This window comes from Vibrio sp. MMG023, assembly GCF_021654215.1.
GTDB lineage: Bacteria > Pseudomonadota > Gammaproteobacteria > Enterobacterales > Vibrionaceae > Vibrio > Vibrio jasicida.
In genome coordinates, this window is the sequence record NZ_JAKFZP010000008.1 from 158099 (window position 1) to 174747 (window position 16649).

Here is a 16649-nt window from a genome sequence, read left to right on the forward strand (position 1 = left end):
TCCTTTAGCTGTTTTATAGAGACTTCAGCGTACCTTTTGGTAGCACTGCAGTTACGAAGTCTTTCTTGATTACAACTTCATTGTTTGCGTTAAGCTCAATTGAAATGTAGTCATTGTCTTCAGCGATTTTCGTGATTTTACCCACTAGACCACCGCTTGTTAGCACTTCATCGCCTTTGCCCATGGAAGACATCAGGTTTTTGTGCTCTTTTACACGCTTAGATTGTGGACGGTAGATCATGAAGTAGAAGATCACCGCGAACATGCCTAGCATGATTAGCATTTCAAAACCGCCGCCAGCTGGAGCGCCTTCTGCTGCTGCATGAGCTTGAGAAATAAACATTAAAACATCCTCATTATATTTTATTGATAATCCAACAAGTTGGGCTTTCGTAATTTAGATTCAAGTCTAAGAGTGAGTAATAGAGATCACCTTCTCAAAAATAACGTACGTTAGCCTACTTTATTAGCAAAAGCCTCTGGCGACATGCCAAAGGCTTTAATTCTTTTATGCTTTGCTTAGTGGTGGCACTTCGCGGTCACGACGAGCGTAAAACTCTTGAACAAACTCATCGAAACGGTCTTCATCAATCGCCGTGCGAATGCTTTCCATCAAACGCTGGTAGTAGCGCAAGTTATGGATAGTATTCAAACGCGCACCTAGTATTTCATTACAACGCTCTAGGTGGTGAAGGTACGACTTGCTGTAGTTTTGACAAGTGTAACAGTCACAGTGCGGATCTAGCGGAGTTGTATCCGTTTTATGTTTCGCATTACGGATCTTGATCACACCACCAGTCACAAATAGGTGACCGTTTCGTGCATTACGCGTTGGCATTACACAGTCAAACATGTCGATACCGCGACGAACACCTTCAACCAAATCTTCCGGCTTACCTACGCCCATTAGGTAACGAGGCTTATCTTCTGGAAGCTGTGGACACGTGTGCTCAAGGATACGGTGCATGTCTTCTTTCGGTTCGCCTACTGCAAGACCACCAACTGCGTAACCATCAAAACCGATTTCAGTTAGACCTTTAACCGATACGTCACGTAGGTCTTCGTAAACACCACCTTGAACAATACCAAATAGGTTGTTCGGGTTTTCTAGCTTATCGAAGTGGTCACGTGAGCGTTGTGCCCAACGTAGTGACATTTCCATCGATTTTTTCGCTTCGTTGTGTGTCGCTGGGTATGGCGTACACTCGTCGAAGATCATGACGATGTCAGAACCTAGGTCTTTTTGGATTTCCATCGACTTTTCAGCGTCCATGAAAATCTTGTCGCCGTTTACAGGGCTACGGAAGTGAACACCTTTTTCGGTGATCTTACGCATTTTACCCAGGCTGAATACTTGGAAACCGCCTGAATCAGTAAGAATAGGACCGTGCCAGTTCATGAAATCGTGCAGGTCACCGTGCATTTTCATCACTTCTTGACCAGGACGTAACCATAGGTGGAAAGTGTTGCCTAGCAGGATTTCTGCACCCGTGCCTTTTACTTCTTCCGGAGTCATGCCTTTAACCGTACCGTAAGTACCTACTGGCATGAATGCTGGAGTTTGAACAGTGCCACGTTCGAAGGTCAATTGACCACGACGCGCATTGCCATTTTTCTTTTTAAGATCGAATGATAATTTCACGATGCCTCCGAGTGTCAGAGAAACAGTCTGACTATGTATCTTGGGGGTGTTCCCCACTTTAAGGAGCGGTCGCTTTCCTTGCGAGAGACAAAGCAGAAGCTCTACTCTGTTTCCTAGCGTACTGCTAGCACTCGTAAATCATTAGCTTTCTAACCCTTCCTAACCGACCCCGTCACAAGGAGAGGGCTAGAGAGGGGTTAAAACATTATGCTGTCTTCTTTTTAATAAACATTGAATCACCGTACGAGAAGAAACGGTATTTGTTTTCCACCGCGTGCTTGTAAGCATTCATGGTGTTCTCGTAACCAGCAAACGCACTCACCAACATAATCAATGTTGACTCAGGCAAGTGGAAATTGGTGATCAAACAATCCACCAGCTGGTACTCGTAACCAGGGTAGATAAAGATTTCAGTATCACCAAAGAATGGTACCAATTCCGTGCCTTTCTTCAGTGCGTCTTGCGCTGCACTTTCAAGCGAACGAACTGACGTAGTACCTACGGCAACGATTCGGCCACCGCGTGCTTTAGCTGCATTAATCGCATCAACAACATCTTGCGGTACTTCAACGTATTCTGCGTGCATGTGATGATCGTTAATGTCGTCCACTTTCACTGGCTGGAACGTACCGGCACCAACATGAAGTGTTACGTAAGCAAACTCAGCGCCTTTCGCCTTGATCTTCTCAAGCAGAACATCATCAAAATGAAGGCCTGCCGTTGGTGCTGCAACCGCACCTGGCTTTTGGTTGTAAACCGTTTGGTAACGCTCTTTATCTGCGTCTTCATCTGGGCGGTCGATGTAAGGAGGAAGTGGCATATGACCAATTTCTTCCAGAATGTCTAAAACCGTCTTATCAGACTCAAACTTCAGTTCAAAAAGAGCATCATGGCGAGCAACCATTTGCGCTGAATATTCATCGTTCTCGCCAACAATAATAGTCGAACCTGGCTTTGGTGATTTTGAACAACGAACGTGAGCCAGAATGCTCTTTTCGTCCAACATACGCTCTACCAACACTTCTAGTTTACCGCCAGACTCTTTTCGACCGAACATACGCGCAGGGATAACGCGAGTATTATTGAAAACCACTAGATCACCAGCTTGAACTTGGTCCAACACATCAGTAAATGTGCCATCAATAAGTTCGCCAGTATTGCCATCCATTTGCAGCAGTCGGCTAGCGGTACGCTCTGGTTGAGGGTAGCGGGCGATAAGTTCATCTGGAAGGTCGAAATGGAAATCTGATACTTGCATGTTACTTGTCTTATATATTGGTCAAATCACGTCGAAAACGACGATAAAATTGCGACGAGTTTTTCGCAGCAGACTAGTATATGTTTACATGCTGCAATAGCAAGCAAATCCCCTTAGATTGACTGTAAAACCTTTCATTAAGAGTGTAATAAAACGTGAAAGTCTCAGGATTAGCAGCAATAAAAAAGCAGCGGAGTTCGCTGCTTATCTTTTCTATCTATTGCGGCCTGATTTTATACTTTACGTCGGCGCAACCATGTAAATGAGGCTAAAACACTCAGCCACCAAATTCCTAAGCTACCACCATCCTCTTCAGAGCCTCTAAAATCACAGTTGTTGGTCGCAATACCATCGTGACACTCTTCTTCTCCCCCATTGTCATCATTGGCCTCTTTAATAAAGTTGGGTTCAATGATGTAACTGTTTGGGGGGGCGTCAGCGGTTATGTAAGACTGTACCCAATCATGATATTGGCTCACTTTGGTGTAGAAACTTGGGATAGTAAGTGAACCACATGTCGGAAGAATAAGAGGAGCACCACTTACAATACCGATCTGCTTCCCCGTTGCGACATCGATGAGTGGACCACCACTGTCACCTTTACATGCTGAATTGCCATATTGGGTATTACTCTCTGAGTCCAGCACTTCATTCCGAGTTGGCAAAGTACATATTTTGGTTAAATTCTCACGTGAATCAATGATGCCCGGAAAGCTGCTGCCAATTTCTAAACGCTCATAACATTTGTCGATGGGTAAAAAGGTGCTAATGGTTGTTTTAAGTGTATCTGAGGATTCAGACGCATCAGGTTGAGTAGTTCCCCAACCAAATACTTGCACGTTTTCCACACGCTGATTGGTTAGATAATTGTCGTTCCAATCTGCAGCCAGACGCGCCTCAATATTCTCCATCTCAGTTTTGTTTGCTAAGTCGGCAAATCTTGCATTCGCGACCGGACGAGTGAGATACAACAATGCAATATCAGAATCTAAACCCGTTTGAATGGGTTTGACGTTGCCGCTACTGTCGATGTCCGCTTTAGATATACGCGTGTAATCCGGATGCACTACCACATGTGAAACTGGATAGAAGTTATCAAGCCCTGCAGTATTTAGATCATACACATTGGCATTCACGGACAGTTCACCCGGAGGGGTCACATAATAGCTCGCTTCGTTGGTTCCCTGCCCCATCACCACACAGTGTGCCGCAGTTAATACCCATTGTTCCGTCAGCATGGTACCGCCACACAGCGGAAACTCTGCCATGTTACTTGCGCGTAAAGTCACACGATCAACCGGGTCGGTTTGCTCATCTCCTAACACAATCGCTTGAGCGGATTGCACACTGAATGCCGCCATTGCCAAAGCAATGAGCTTGTTGCATTTCGTTCGTTTCATTTAGGTTGTAATCTTCAATCTGGTAAGCCTGAGCATATCTTCTTCCACAGGCTTATCTTGGAAAATCAAGCAAGTAAAAATGTGCGATTCAACTCATTAGATTACATTCTGACCACATACCTTATCAGTGAAAAATGCAAACTGACTCGCATTGAGTTTTTCAACGGTAAACAGCAATAATTAACAAACCAATCAGTAATAATTTCTTTGAACTATAGTGAAGGTGAGCATTTGCTCTTTGAACATTGATTGAGGTAAGTATGAAGATGTTAACTGTGGCGTTAAGTGCCGCCGTACTCGTGTTTTCTTCCGGTACACTCGCAAACTCTAACCACCAGAAGATCACCGCAATGCAACAAGCATGTGACTTAAAGCAGGTCCCTCGTTTATGTGCGGTCAACCTTCCTAATAAAAGCTATATCGGCCGATGTGTGGACGCGAAAGCTTATGGTCTTATCTGTGTGCATTTTAAGCAACGTTAAGAGTAACCAAAGCTAAGGCTTAAACTCCTTAGCTTTGGTTATTTATGATAGCGCTTACATCCTAACATCGCCCCAAATGAGTAGCTGGGATTATGGAAAACTCCAGTACATTCTCACCTCTGATTGATCTCCATCTAATCGTTTTATTTTATTAGTGAAAAACGAGGCAGCTCCCAGATATACAGAAAAATATTCTCTATATTTAAAGGGAGGACAATGCCGCTGGAGGTCTCTATGATCAAGGTTGAAGACATGATGACTCGCAACCCTCATACCTTGCTGCGTGAGCACACATTACGTGACGCAAAAAGCATGATGGAAGCGCTTGATATTCGACATATTCCGGTTGTTGATGCCAATAAACACTTACAAGGCTTGGTGACTCAACGCGATATTCTTGCTGCACAAGAATCCTGTTTACACCCAGATGAGGCTGAACAATCTTTTACCCTCGACACCCCGCTTTATGAAATGATGCACACCAACATCATGACAGCAGAACCAAGAGCTGGATTAAAGCAAAGTGCTATCTATATGCAAAAACACAAAGTAGGCTGTTTGCCTGTGGTAACTAAAGGTCACTTAGTCGGAATTATCACCGACACAGACTTTGTTTCCATCGCAATCAACCTACTAGAGCTTCAGGAAGAAGTTGAACCTGAAGAGCTAGAAACAGAATAGTTTGAGCAGAGCTTATTGCACTCACAACAAATAAAAAGCAAAAAAAGAGCGGCTAATTCGCCGCTCAAGATGTCATTACTAACGCAGTAATTATAGACTCTATGCTTGTTAGAATTGGTCTTCTTCGGTAGACCCTGTCAGTGCTGTCACTGAAGATTGCCCGCCTTGGATAGTATTGGTCATTCTGTCAAAGTATCCCGTACCTACCTCTTGCTGGTGCGCTACGAACGTATAGCCTTTTTCTGCCGCTTCAAACTCAGGACGCTGAACTTTCTCAACGTAATGACGCATGCCTTCGCCTTGTGCGTAAGCGTGTGCCAGTTCGAACATGTTGAACCACATGTTGTGAATACCTGCTAGCGTGATGAACTGGTACTTGTAGCCCATATTCGCCAGTTCTTGTTGGAACTTAGCAATGGTTTCTGCATCTAGGTTTTTCTCCCAGTTGAATGAAGGCGAACAGTTGTATGCCAATAGTTGGTCTGGGTACTCGGCATGAATCGCTTCTGCAAACTTACGAGCTTCTTCTAAACATGGCGTTGCCGTCTCACACCAGATTAGATCCGCATATGGCGCGTAAGCTAGGCCACGAGAGATAGCTTGGTCGATACCTGCACGAACACGGTAGAAACCTTCTGGAGTGCGCTCTCCTTGAATAAAGTCTTTATCGTATGGGTCGCAATCAGACGTTAGCAAGTCGGCTGCGTTTGCATCGGTACGCGCAATAACCAGTGTTGTTGTACCAGCAACATCCGCGGCTAGGCGAGCTGCTACCAGTTTTTGCACCGCTTCTTGAGTTGGAACCAATACTTTACCGCCCATGTGACCACATTTTTTCACTGATGCTAATTGATCTTCAAAGTGAACACCTGCCGCACCTGCGTCGATCATCGATTTCATTAGCTCGTAAGCGTTAAGTACACCACCAAAGCCCGCTTCTGCATCCGCGACGATTGGTAGGAAGTAATCAATGCCGCCTTCATCTTCAGGCGATTTACCTGCTGTCCACTGGATTTGGTCTGCACGACGGAACGAATTATTGATGCGTTTAACGACCGAAGGAACAGAATCTACTGGATACAGAGATTGGTCTGGGTACATCGTAGACGCAGTATTGTTATCTGCCGCTACCTGCCAGCCAGATAGGTAAATCGCTTCGATACCTGCTTTCGCTTGCTGTACGGCTTGCCCCCCCGTTAGTGCACCAAGGCAGTTAACATAGCCTTTCTTTGAGCTACCGTTGACCAGTGACCAAAGTTTGTCAGCACCACGTTGTGCAATCGTGTTCGCAGGTACCATAGAACCACGCAGTGTTACTACTTCTTCCGCAGTGTAGGTGCGTTTTACGTTTTTCCAGCGTGGGTTGGTTGCCCAATCTTTTTCCAGAGCTTCAATTTGTTGGCGGCGAGTTAAGTTAGTCATTGGTCTATCCCTCTTATAATGTGCACTTGTGCATGTGCGTTGAGTTTTCCGTTCTCAGGCAGTACATCCTTATCTGCCTCGAATCCTTCACGTATTGGTTAAATAAACATGTATTAGTTAGATAAATTGAGTGTTTAAAATCTTTGGGTTAATCCAAGTAGTCATAACCTGGAATGGTTAAAAAGTTGGTCAGTTCATCGCTTGTGGTGAGCCTAGCCATCAAATCTGCCGCTTCTTCAAATCGACCAGCTTGGTAGCGCTGCTCACCAATTTCTTGTTTCACGACTTCAATCTCTTCTTTCAGGTAGAGTTCGAACAGCTCTTTAGTGACCTTCAATCCGTTGTCGAGCGACTTACCGTGTTGAATCCATTGCCAGATAGAAGCACGTGAGATTTCAGCCGTTGCTGCGTCTTCCATCAGTCCGTAAATCGGCACACAACCGTTGCCAGAGATCCAAGCTTCGATGTATTGCAGCGCAACGCGGATGTTATGGCGCATGCCCTCTTCTGAACGTTCACCTTCGCACGGTTCAAGCAGCTCTGCGGCGGTTATTGGTGCGTCTTCTGAGCGGTTCACATCCAATTGGTTGGTGCGCTGCCCCAGTGTGGCACTGAACACTTCCATTGCGGTGTCTGCCAACCCCGGGTGAGCAACCCAAGTTCCGTCGTGACCGTTGTTAGCTTCTAGCGATTTATCGTTGTGGATCTTATCCAGTACTTTTTGGTTTTCTTGTGGGTCTTTAGCCGGAATAAAGGCTGCCATGCCGCCCATCGCAAATGCGCCACGTTTATGACAAGTTCGCACCAACAATCTTGAGTAAGCGTTGAGGAATGGCTTATCCATGGTCACCACTTGGCGATCCGGAAGTACGCGATCTGGGTGGTTTTTCAGTGTTTTGATGTAGCTAAAGATGTAATCCCAGCGACCACAGTTCAAACCAACGATGTGCTCTTTCAGTGAGAACATAATCTCATCCATTTCGAATACGGCTGGTAAGGTTTCAATCAGTACAGTCGCTTTGATGGTGCCTGTATCCAAACCGAAATACTCTTCGGTGAAATGGAACACTTCGCTCCACCACTTCGCTTCATGATGCGATTGCAGTTTTGGAATGTAGAAGTAAGGACCGCTTCCCTTTTTCAGTAGCGCTTTATAGTTGTTGTAGAAGTACAGAGCGAAATCGAATAGCGCACCTGGAATGATCTGACCGTGCCACGTTACGTGTTTTTCTTTTAGATGCAGTCCGCGAACACGGCAGATCAACACCGCTGGGTCTTCTGCCAGCTGATAGTGCTTGCCATTGTCAGGATTGGTGTAACTGATGGTGCCATTAACAGCATCGCGCAAGTTAATTTGACCATCCAGAACTTTACTCCACGCAGGGGACATCGAATCTTCGAAGTCTGCCATGAACACTTTTACATTCGCATTCAGTGCGTTAATCACCATTTTGCGATCAGTTGGTCCTGTAATCTCCACTCGGCGATCTTGCAGATCTTGCGGGATTCCGAGGATCTTCCAGCTTCCTTCACGAATGTCTTGTGTCTCTGGTAGAAAGTTTGGCAGTTCACCAGCGTCGATGCGTGCTTGCTTTCCTTCTCGTGCTTTCAGCAACTGTTCAACACGTCCGGCAAATTTTTCACACAGTAGAGATAAAAAGGTTTGGGCTTCAACAGGGAAAATTGCTTGATGTTCAGGAGCAACGACTCCATTCACCTCAAGCATGCCTTGGGTTTGCTTTAGTTGTTGTGTTTTTTGTTCTGTCTGAGCAAGCATAATCATTCATCCTTAACGTGCTTTATCCATCTTGGGCAGTCAGCCTAAAGCTACATTTGTAAGTTATGAACAACAAATTACATCCTTCGATTTGGTGTTCACTTCGCTTCGTTGTGTCTATACCTTGCGCAACCTGAATTGCTTTTTCAATCTAGACATAAGTCTTACAAGCCTTTAATTAAGCTAACCCAACAAAGGTTTAAGCGAAACCCCTCAAGTAAACAAAACGTTAAATTCAAAGTTTTATTCGGTATCAAACAAGTGTTTGATTTTTGAGTTCAATTTGTGAGTTATTACGTAATTAAATTACATTAAATTTACAGGTTATTTTTGAATTCAAACAAGTGTATGAATAGTGAGGCAGGAGAAAAATCCTTGTATTCACAAGGGCTAGGAAGAGGAAATTAAACGCGACTTAAACGCGTTACGCAGGCAGTTGTGTAAAATTAACATTGTGAAATTTCACTATTTTATGAAAGCTTCATGAAAGTTCATCTGTAAAATTTTACAAGTCAAAGTTCACGCACAGAATAAAATGCTAAAAAGCGCACTATTTCCAGTGCGCTTTTTGATATTAGATCGGGGATAGCAGGCTAATACTAATCGCTAAAGCAGTTCAGAGACGACTTCTGCCAATTGATTGAAAGTGTTTGATCGTGACGAGCTTGGACGCCAAACCAAACCAATATCGCGATACGCTTGCTGACCTGGAGGGTCGATCACCACTAAGTTCTGGTTGTGTAGCAAACCATGATCAATCGCCATTTGCGGGATAAACGTGGTGCCCAGACCATTCGCCACCATTTGCACCAATGTATGAAGACTGGTTGCAGTGAATGGGTTGATCTTCTCTTTGTCCGTTAGCTTACATGCTGAAACCGCGTGCTCTGTAAGACAGTGCTCTTTCTCTAATAAGAAGACGGATTCATCTGGCAAGTCTGCATAACGGATCGGTACAGGTACGGAATCTGCTTGATTGGCGCTGATCACCATGCGAAACGGATCTTGACCGACTACACGACTTTCCATTCCTTCTATCTCTACAGGCAGAGCCAGAATCAATACGTCCAACTCACCGTGGCGAAGCGCTTGCAGCAAGTTAGTCGTGGTGTCTTCTCTTAATAGAAGATTTAATTGCGGGAAGCGGTAGTTCACCTCTTGAACAAGATCGCACAATAAGAAAGGTGCTATGGTCGGAATACAACCGACTTTAAGCTGCCCTTCCATATCATCGCCTTGGCATAAGCGACCCAGTTCAACAAGATCTTGCCCTTTGGCGAGCAATTCTCTACCTTGCTGCACCACCATTTCACCAGCTTGAGTGAAGACTAATGGGCTTTTTTTATCTTTCTTTTCGTAAAGTGGACAACCAATCAACTCTTCAAGGTTTTGGATGCCTTTACTTAAGGTGGATTGACTGACAAAACAACGCTCAGCAGCATCACTAAAATGTCGAGTTTCGTGCAGAGTGACCAAATAGTGTAACTGCTTCAAGCTAGGCCATTTATTCATAATTCTATTTGTATCTATTGCTGTTCCAGTGATCGAGATAATAGTTTTGGTGTTATCGCTTTTTTCGATGAACTCAATCTATTTATTTCGCTTTTTTCAATACTACAATCTGTACTATAGTTTGTCTCGCACAAACACGGACCAAACCTAAATAACTGAATGTAGGTTTGGAGCAAACAAAATTTTTAGGAGCAAAAAAATGGTACTAGTAGGTCGTCAAGCCCCTGACTTTACTGCAGCAGCTGTTCTAGGTAACGGTGAAATCGTTGAAAACTTCAACTTTGCAGAATTCACTAAAGGTAAGAAAGCAGTAGTATTCTTCTACCCACTAGATTTCACGTTCGTTTGCCCATCTGAACTAATCGCATTCGACAACCGTCTAGCTGATTTCCAAGCTAAAGGTGTTGAAGTAATCGGTGTTTCTATCGATTCTCAGTTCTCTCATAACGCATGGCGTAACACTGCTATCGAAGATGGCGGTATCGGTCAAGTTAAATACCCTCTAGTTGCTGACGTTAAGCACGAAATCTGTAAAGCGTACGATGTAGAGCACCCAGAAGCAGGCGTTGCTTTCCGTGGTTCTTTCCTAATCGACGAAGACGGTCTTGTACGTCACCAAGTAGTTAACGATCTACCTCTAGGTCGTAACATCGACGAAATGCTACGCATGGTTGATGCTCTTAACTTCCACCAGAAGCACGGCGAAGTATGTCCTGCACAATGGGAAGAAGGTAAAGCAGGTATGGACGCATCTCCAAAAGGTGTTGCAGCGTTCCTATCTGAGCACGCAGACGACCTAAGCAAGTAATAGACACTGCCGCCCAAGCTCAATGGGCGTGTTGGTTGGATGTATATATAAAGCAAAAAGCTATAGCGGGAAAACCGCAAACGCCAATCAGTCTAAGTAAAGTCATAAAAAAGCCCAGAGTTCGCTCTGGGCTTTCTTTTTATCTGCGCTTTGGAAAAGCAAAAGAGGCAAGCATCACGCAAAAAGTTTACCTCTATTTCCCTCGGTCTCAGTACAGATTATCCCTTTTCGTCCTGCTAGTATTTGCTGTAATTACAATAATTCAGGACAACCTCGTGAACACTCAACTTGAAGTCTGTATTGATAACATTGAATCTCTCCACAACGCGATTGCCGGTGGTGCAACCCGCATCGAGCTCTGCTCTTCACTTGCTTTGGGTGGCTTAACCCCAAGCTATGGCTTTATGCAGCAAGCCGCTAAACTCTCTACTATTCCGGTTTACGCGATGATTCGCCCTCGCCAAGGTGACTTCTTCTACAGTGAGGAAGAAATCGAAATGATGCGTTGGGATATTGAAGCCGCTAAACAAGCGGGCTTGAATGGTGTCGTGCTCGGCGTGCTCACTCAAGACGGCGACATTCATATGCCTTACGCGACAGCGTTGTGTGAATTTGCCCAAGCTTTCGGATTGGGCGTGACTTTCCACCGTGCCTTTGACCAGTGTCGCGATGCTGAAAAAGCGTTAGAAGAAGTGATCAGCTTAGGCTGTGAACGCATTTTGACTTCGGGACTTGCGCCTTCAGCACCACAAGGGATCGATGTGCTTAGAGCTTTGGTTGAGCAAGCGCAGGGACGTATTGCGATCATGGCGGGCGCCGGTGTCAATGCAGACAATGTTGGCCAGATCGTGGAACAAGCCAAAGTCACTGAAGTGCATTTATCTGGTAAGACAACTCGCCCGAGCCACATGACCTTTATTGCCGAGCAAAGCAAAATGGGCGCTGCCGATGTGAATGACTTTTCGATTCCAGTCACTAACACTGAAGCTATCGCGAACATGGTAACAGCTCTCAATTAAGCGCTTTCAAATCCCGTCTTTGGTTATTGAGTGCTAACATATTGATAACTAAGGACGGGAGGAAACATGGCGAAACTGAAGAAAAAGGAATACGAAGAAGCACTAGAACATCTGCAAATTGAATTAGTTAAGCTCCAAGAGTGGGTCAAACACAAAGGGCTTAAAGTCGTGGTACTGTTTGAAGGACGCGACGCCGCTGGCAAAGGTGGCACCATCAAACGCATCACTGAAAAACTCAACCCTCGAGTCTGCCGTATCGCAGCCCTTCCCGCCCCAACAGAAAAAGAAAAAACACAATGGTACTTCCAGCGCTATGTGGCACACCTGCCTGCTGCCGGAGAAATCGTGTTGTTTGACCGCAGTTGGTACAACCGTGCCGGTGTAGAGAAAGTCATGGGCTTTTGTACTCCCGACCAATATGAGGAATTCCTTCGTTCCTGCCCTGAATTCGAGCGCATGTTGCAACGCTCTGGCATCATCTTAATTAAGTACTGGTTTTCAGTCTCCGATGAAGAACAAGAAAAGCGTTTTTTAGAACGTATCAATACCCCTATCAAACGTTGGAAGTTCAGCCCGATGGATTTGGAATCACGTAACCGCTGGGCAGAATATTCAGAAGCAAAAGATAAGATGTTTGCCTACACAGACACGAAAAACTGTCCTTGGTGGGTGGTCCCTTCTGATGATAAAAAGAAAGCTCGGCTGAACTGTATCAGTCATTTACTCAGCCAAGTCGAGTACGAAGAACTTGAGCATCCCGTTATCGAATTACCAGAGCTGAGTAAAGAAGGTTATGTTCGTGCCCCTATCGACGATCAAACCTTTGTCCCTGATAAATACTAGAGAGACACCATGGCGAAAGACTTGTTTCATACCCTTGATCTGAACTTACTCAAAACCTTTATGATTTTGATGCAAGAGCGAAACATGCGTAAAGCGTCACAACGTCTATTGGTCTCGCAGCCAGCAATCAGCCAAGCATTACAAAAACTGCGTCATCACTTTGATGACGAACTGTTTGTGAAAGTAAAAACAGGTCTTGAACCGACACCTTTCGCCGAATCTCTCGCCAACGATATTACGCCGCACCTCGATGGTTTAGCTGCCGCAGTTAATCGTTCCCATCAGTTTGATCCTATCGAAGTGGACAACAAAATACGTATTGCGCTTGCGCCAATTACAATGACTTGCTTGCCCGGTTTCCTCTTCGAACAAATTAGAATATTAGCCCCTAACGCCCAACTTGAACTGGTCGGTTGGTCAAACAGTACTGTGGATGAGATCTTAAAGGGTGAAACCCTGATGGGCGTAAACTACGAATTACTTCTGGCAAACAAAGAGATTTATGCACCTAAAGTACTCGATTTGAAAGGACGAATTTTGGTTCGAGAGGGTCACCCAGTCACAAAATCTCACGTTGAGCCACGTGATCTTAGCGGCTACCCAATTGCTTCTTTAATTTCTCCAGGGTGGAACGACAAATTTAGCTATGCATCTGAACTTCTTACCGAAATGGGTATCGAGCACACAATTGGATTTCGCTCTGAGTTAGTCATGGCGATCATTGATGTGGTGAAACATACCGATATGTATTTACCTCACTCCAATCTATTTCCTATAGAGCAGTTTCCGGGCTTAAGGGCTGTCGATTTGACCATCAATGGTCAACCACAAATGAAGTCTGTACATTGCCACATGCACGTCCGAAACCGGAATAACCCTTTAGTAAAATGGTTAACAGAGCTTATTCAACAAGGCCTAAAATTACAGTCTGATAAGATTTGATTATCACCGAGATAATGATAGCCATTTAGTCATAAATCATACTTCTCAATAAGATAGCCCTGCTTTAAGGGAAATAACAAAAAGCGATTGCTTACAGTAAGGATGCTGTCCCTCGTTTACTTATTGAGAGTTCAGACATGTCTAAAAAAATTGTAAAGCTTACCGCTGCTTACACCCTTCTTGCATCTTTCTGCTCAATTGCAGCTGTTATCCCAGATCGCCCAAATCCAGGCATTCCAACCAACCCAATTCAAGGTGTGCCAGAGCAACCTCTTCTACCAGAAGTTGATAACGGTGTTCCTGGTGTGCCAGATCGTCCACGCCCAGATTTACCGCCAACACCACCAATTGAAGCGGCGCCTGAACATCCAACGCTTCCAGAAGTAGATAATGGCGTTCCTCATGTTCCGGATCGCCCAACGCCACAGCTGCCATCAAACCCTATCGAAAATAATCCAACGGATGACCGTCTAAACCACTTAGAAGGCTTGGCTGCAGAATACAACTACCGCTTAAACCAGCAAGCAGAACAAATGGACGGAATCCGAGCAAGCTTACATGCTGTCACTAATGCTCGACCTTACGCGACAAGTGGTGAACTGGCTATCGGTGCAGGTGTTGGCTTCTCAGGTAGCAAAGAAGCGGTCGCGGTTGGCGGTGCTTACGGTCTAACAGACCAAGTTAGTTTATCAGGCACCTTCCACTACGAATCATCGGGTAAGTACTCCTCCTCTGACGTTGCTGGCGGCGTTGGTGTCCAAATTAGCTTTAGATAAAAACTGCACTCAATAAGTCCATAGCCAAGGAAGGCTTTTATTTAGGTAACTCTATGAAACGCAAATTCTTTCTCGCTGCCCTTATTCTCGCTCCTATTAGCGTCCAAGCTTCAGGTATTTATGTTTCTCCAGAAGTTAAGATTGGCTCATTTCGAGGGGCTGGTATCCAACTGGGGGCAACCGATATTGCGGGCTTTGATGCGCTGTATTTTGATTACTCTCAGATTACTTATAAGAGCGGTAATTATGATGAAACCATTGACGCCTACCGTATTGGCTTTCAACACTTATTTGGTCATCAACCTCAGATGGGATTTCAAGCGAGCTTAGGATTAGCGCAGTACGATGGAACGTATCGCAATGAACGAAGAGATGCGAACGGATTGAGTATTGGTGGCGCTTACGTATACCAAGTTAACCCAATATTGTCGGTAAGAGCAGGGGCGGATTTAGACGTTTTCATGAACGATAAAACCCACACCTTTACTGATACGGCAATTAACTTTTCTCTGGGCTTTGGCCTGCGCCTTTAAGACTTACTTCAGTACGTCATCGATGCTTTGATCACCAAGGTGACGTACGTCTTTGCCTTTCACGAAATAAATGATGTATTCACAGATGTTTTGACAACGATCGCCCACACGCTCAATGGCACGTGCCGACCACATCACTTGCAGGATATGCGGAATATTTTTCGGGTCTTCCATCATGTATGTCATCAACTGACGAATCACCGCTTCGTATTCCGCATCCAACTTATCATCGAGCTTATGCACTTCTGCTGCGGCTTCTACGTCCATACGCGCAAATGCATCTAACACTTGGTGTAGCATCTGGATCGCTTGACGACATAGTGGCTCTAACGATACATGAAACTGACGTTCTTGCGATGATGGGCTTTCAATTGCGACATAAGCAATGCGCGTCGCAACATCACCAATACGCTCAAGATCGGTGATGGTCTTAATAATCGCCATGATCAAACGTAAGTCTTTTGCAGTTGGCTGACGCTTGGCAATGATACGGGTACAAGCATCATCAATAGACACTTCCATCGCGTTCACTTTATGATCATCACGCACAACTTTACGCGCCAGTTCGATATCTTCCTTATGCAAGGCTTGAATAGCATACGAGAGTTGCTGCTCTACCAAGCCGCCCATGGTAAGTACATGGGTACGAATCGATTCTAGCTCTACGTTAAATTGTCCTGAGATGTGACGTCCAAAGTGCATGGCTTTCCTTTAATCCTTAAGAGATCGTAACTTAACCGTAACGACCGGTGATGTAATCTTCGGTTTGTTTCTTCATTGGAGAAGTGAAAATCGAATCCGCATCCGAGTATTCAATCAACTTACCCATATGGATAAATGCAGTGTGATCACTGACACGCGCTGCTTGTTGCATGTTATGGGTAACGATAACCACAGTATATTGAGTCTTGAGCTCATTGATAAGCTCTTCAATAGTTAAAGTTGATATTGGGTCCAATGCCGATGTCGGTTCATCCAATAATAGAACTTCAGGTTCGATAGCGACGGCACGAGCAATCACCAAACGCTGTTGTTGGCCGCCAGAAAGTCCAAATGCGTTTTCATGCAGACGGTCTTTTACTTCGTCCCATAATGCCGCAGAGCGTAATGAACGCTCGACCGCATCATCCAACATGCGACTGTTCTTCACACCTTGCAGACGAAGGCCATAAACCACGTTTTCGTAAATCGACTTAGGGAATGGGTTTGGGCGCTGGAATACCATGCCAACTCGGCGACGCAGCGTGGCGACATCCACACTTGGGTTGTAGACGTTCTTACCATGCAGACGTACTTTACCCGTCACTTTACAACCTTCAACTAAGTCGTTCATTCGGTTGATACAGCGCAGCAGTGTGGATTTACCACAACCTGACGGGCCGATGAACGCCGTTACGCGCCCTTTCGGAATACGCATGGAGATATCATGTAGCGCCTGAGCCTGACCATAGAAAAGATTAAGGTTCTCAATCGAGATAGCCGTTTGTTCATCCGTCAGGTTATGCACATCCAATGGTGGCTCGTAACCCAATGTATTATCAAAGTTAAACATGC

General features: G+C 45.0%; 17 protein-coding genes. 8 read left to right on the forward strand and 9 right to left on the reverse strand.

All coding sequences use genetic code 11. The features are described 5' to 3' along the window. Positions 1–13: 13 nt before the first annotated feature. The 4 genes from yajC to L1076_RS23100 all read right to left on the reverse strand — a co-directional run bounded on the left by yajC (position 14) and on the right by L1076_RS23100 (position 4300). Positions 14–343, reverse strand: coding sequence for a preprotein translocase subunit YajC (gene yajC / locus L1076_RS23085; RefSeq protein WP_010446143.1), 330 nt, complete (start codon positions 341–343; stop codon positions 14–16). Between the two features lie 165 nt (positions 344–508). Next, a complete protein-coding gene (gene tgt, locus L1076_RS23090; RefSeq protein ID WP_039977015.1) occupies positions 509–1642 on the reverse strand; it encodes a tRNA guanosine(34) transglycosylase Tgt in 1134 nt (377 codons plus the stop codon). A gap of 205 nt (positions 1643–1847) precedes the next feature. Then, complete coding sequence (gene queA, locus L1076_RS23095) at positions 1848–2900, reverse strand: tRNA preQ1(34) S-adenosylmethionine ribosyltransferase-isomerase QueA (RefSeq protein ID WP_042603091.1); 1053 nt, start codon at positions 2898–2900, stop codon at positions 1848–1850. A gap of 233 nt (positions 2901–3133) precedes the next feature. Beyond that, positions 3134–4300: a trypsin-like serine protease gene (locus L1076_RS23100; protein ID WP_237304542.1), complete on the reverse strand. Its 1167-nt coding sequence runs from the start codon at positions 4298–4300 to the stop codon at positions 3134–3136. Positions 4301–4560: 260 nt separating this feature from the next. Between L1076_RS23100 and L1076_RS23105 the strand changes: the two genes are divergently transcribed. Both L1076_RS23105 and L1076_RS23110 read left to right on the forward strand, forming a co-directional pair. Further along, positions 4561–4782 (forward strand): hypothetical protein, encoded by a 222-nt coding sequence (locus tag L1076_RS23105; protein WP_042606299.1) that lies wholly within the window; start codon positions 4561–4563, stop codon positions 4780–4782. 234 nt (positions 4783–5016) lie between these two features. After that, complete coding sequence (locus tag L1076_RS23110; RefSeq protein ID WP_095760575.1) at positions 5017–5463, forward strand: CBS domain-containing protein; 447 nt, start codon at positions 5017–5019, stop codon at positions 5461–5463. A gap of 108 nt (positions 5464–5571) precedes the next feature. Here the strand turns inward: L1076_RS23110 and aceA are convergent, their stop codons facing one another. The 3 genes from aceA to L1076_RS23125 form a co-directional block, all read right to left on the reverse strand. Further along, positions 5572–6885 carry an isocitrate lyase gene (gene aceA, locus L1076_RS23115; RefSeq protein ID WP_038878398.1) on the reverse strand — a complete coding sequence of 438 codons (1314 nt, stop codon included), beginning with the start codon at positions 6883–6885 and terminating at the stop codon, positions 5572–5574. A 148-nt stretch (positions 6886–7033) separates the two neighbouring features. Further along, the gene (gene aceB, locus L1076_RS23120) at positions 7034–8662 is read right to left on the reverse strand and encodes a malate synthase A (protein WP_237304543.1); all 1629 of its coding nucleotides are present in this window, start codon (positions 8660–8662) and stop codon (positions 7034–7036) included. Between the two features lie 606 nt (positions 8663–9268). Next, a complete protein-coding gene (locus L1076_RS23125) occupies positions 9269–10174 on the reverse strand; it encodes a hydrogen peroxide-inducible genes activator (protein WP_005424789.1) in 906 nt (301 codons plus the stop codon). Between the two features lie 199 nt (positions 10175–10373). Between L1076_RS23125 and L1076_RS23130 the strand changes: the two genes are divergently transcribed. The 6 genes from L1076_RS23130 to L1076_RS23155 all read left to right on the forward strand — a co-directional run bounded on the left by L1076_RS23130 (position 10374) and on the right by L1076_RS23155 (position 15095). After that, the gene (locus L1076_RS23130) at positions 10374–10982 is read left to right on the forward strand and encodes a peroxiredoxin C (protein ID WP_005424820.1); all 609 of its coding nucleotides are present in this window, start codon (positions 10374–10376) and stop codon (positions 10980–10982) included. Positions 10983–11257: 275 nt separating this feature from the next. After that, positions 11258–12001: a copper homeostasis protein CutC gene (locus L1076_RS23135; RefSeq protein WP_237304544.1), complete on the forward strand. Its 744-nt coding sequence runs from the start codon at positions 11258–11260 to the stop codon at positions 11999–12001. Between the two features lie 66 nt (positions 12002–12067). After that, positions 12068–12844 (forward strand): polyphosphate kinase 2, encoded by a 777-nt coding sequence (ppk2, locus tag L1076_RS23140; protein ID WP_038878390.1) that lies wholly within the window; start codon positions 12068–12070, stop codon positions 12842–12844. Between the two features lie 9 nt (positions 12845–12853). After that, a complete protein-coding gene (locus L1076_RS23145) occupies positions 12854–13786 on the forward strand; it encodes a LysR family transcriptional regulator (protein WP_237304545.1) in 933 nt (310 codons plus the stop codon). Positions 13787–13923: 137 nt separating this feature from the next. Continuing rightward, positions 13924–14562 (forward strand): YadA C-terminal domain-containing protein, encoded by a 639-nt coding sequence (locus L1076_RS23150; RefSeq protein WP_237304546.1) that lies wholly within the window; start codon positions 13924–13926, stop codon positions 14560–14562. 53 nt (positions 14563–14615) lie between these two features. After that, the gene (locus L1076_RS23155; protein WP_039977023.1) at positions 14616–15095 is read left to right on the forward strand and encodes a hypothetical protein; all 480 of its coding nucleotides are present in this window, start codon (positions 14616–14618) and stop codon (positions 15093–15095) included. 3 nt (positions 15096–15098) lie between these two features. On the opposite strand, the gene phoU is transcribed toward L1076_RS23155, so the two are convergent. Further along, on the reverse strand, positions 15099–15797 hold the full coding sequence (phoU, locus tag L1076_RS23160) for a phosphate signaling complex protein PhoU (RefSeq protein ID WP_038869541.1): 699 nt from the start codon (positions 15795–15797) through the stop codon (positions 15099–15101). Between the two features lie 31 nt (positions 15798–15828). After that, positions 15829–16647 carry a phosphate ABC transporter ATP-binding protein PstB gene (pstB, locus tag L1076_RS23165; protein ID WP_005424834.1) on the reverse strand — a complete coding sequence of 273 codons (819 nt, stop codon included), beginning with the start codon at positions 16645–16647 and terminating at the stop codon, positions 15829–15831. Positions 16648–16649: the final 2 nt, after the last annotated feature.

Excerpts from the sequence above, each read along its gene's own strand:
- L1076_RS23145 (WP_237304545.1), top strand. The coding sequence starts at position 12,854 with ATGGCGAAAGACTTGTTTCATACCCTTGATCTGAACTTACTCAAAACC.
- pstB (WP_005424834.1), bottom strand. The coding sequence starts at position 16,647 with ATGTTTAACTTTGATAATACATTGGGTTACGAGCCACCATTGGATGTG.
- L1076_RS23125 (WP_005424789.1), bottom strand. The coding sequence starts at position 10,174 with ATGAATAAATGGCCTAGCTTGAAGCAGTTACACTATTTGGTCACTCTG.
- phoU (WP_038869541.1), bottom strand. The coding sequence starts at position 15,797 with ATGCACTTTGGACGTCACATCTCAGGACAATTTAACGTAGAGCTAGAA.
- queA (WP_042603091.1), bottom strand. The coding sequence starts at position 2,900 with ATGCAAGTATCAGATTTCCATTTCGACCTTCCAGATGAACTTATCGCC.
- ppk2 (WP_038878390.1), top strand. The coding sequence starts at position 12,068 with ATGGCGAAACTGAAGAAAAAGGAATACGAAGAAGCACTAGAACATCTG.
- L1076_RS23110 (WP_095760575.1), top strand. The coding sequence starts at position 5,017 with ATGATCAAGGTTGAAGACATGATGACTCGCAACCCTCATACCTTGCTG.
- L1076_RS23105 (WP_042606299.1), top strand. The coding sequence starts at position 4,561 with ATGAAGATGTTAACTGTGGCGTTAAGTGCCGCCGTACTCGTGTTTTCT.
- L1076_RS23155 (WP_039977023.1), top strand. The coding sequence starts at position 14,616 with ATGAAACGCAAATTCTTTCTCGCTGCCCTTATTCTCGCTCCTATTAGC.
- L1076_RS23150 (WP_237304546.1), top strand. The coding sequence starts at position 13,924 with ATGTCTAAAAAAATTGTAAAGCTTACCGCTGCTTACACCCTTCTTGCA.
- L1076_RS23130 (WP_005424820.1), top strand. The coding sequence starts at position 10,374 with ATGGTACTAGTAGGTCGTCAAGCCCCTGACTTTACTGCAGCAGCTGTT.
- L1076_RS23100 (WP_237304542.1), bottom strand. The coding sequence starts at position 4,300 with ATGAAACGAACGAAATGCAACAAGCTCATTGCTTTGGCAATGGCGGCA.
- aceA (WP_038878398.1), bottom strand. The coding sequence starts at position 6,885 with ATGACTAACTTAACTCGCCGCCAACAAATTGAAGCTCTGGAAAAAGAT.
- yajC (WP_010446143.1), bottom strand. The coding sequence starts at position 343 with ATGTTTATTTCTCAAGCTCATGCAGCAGCAGAAGGCGCTCCAGCTGGC.
- aceB (WP_237304543.1), bottom strand. The coding sequence starts at position 8,662 with ATGCTTGCTCAGACAGAACAAAAAACACAACAACTAAAGCAAACCCAA.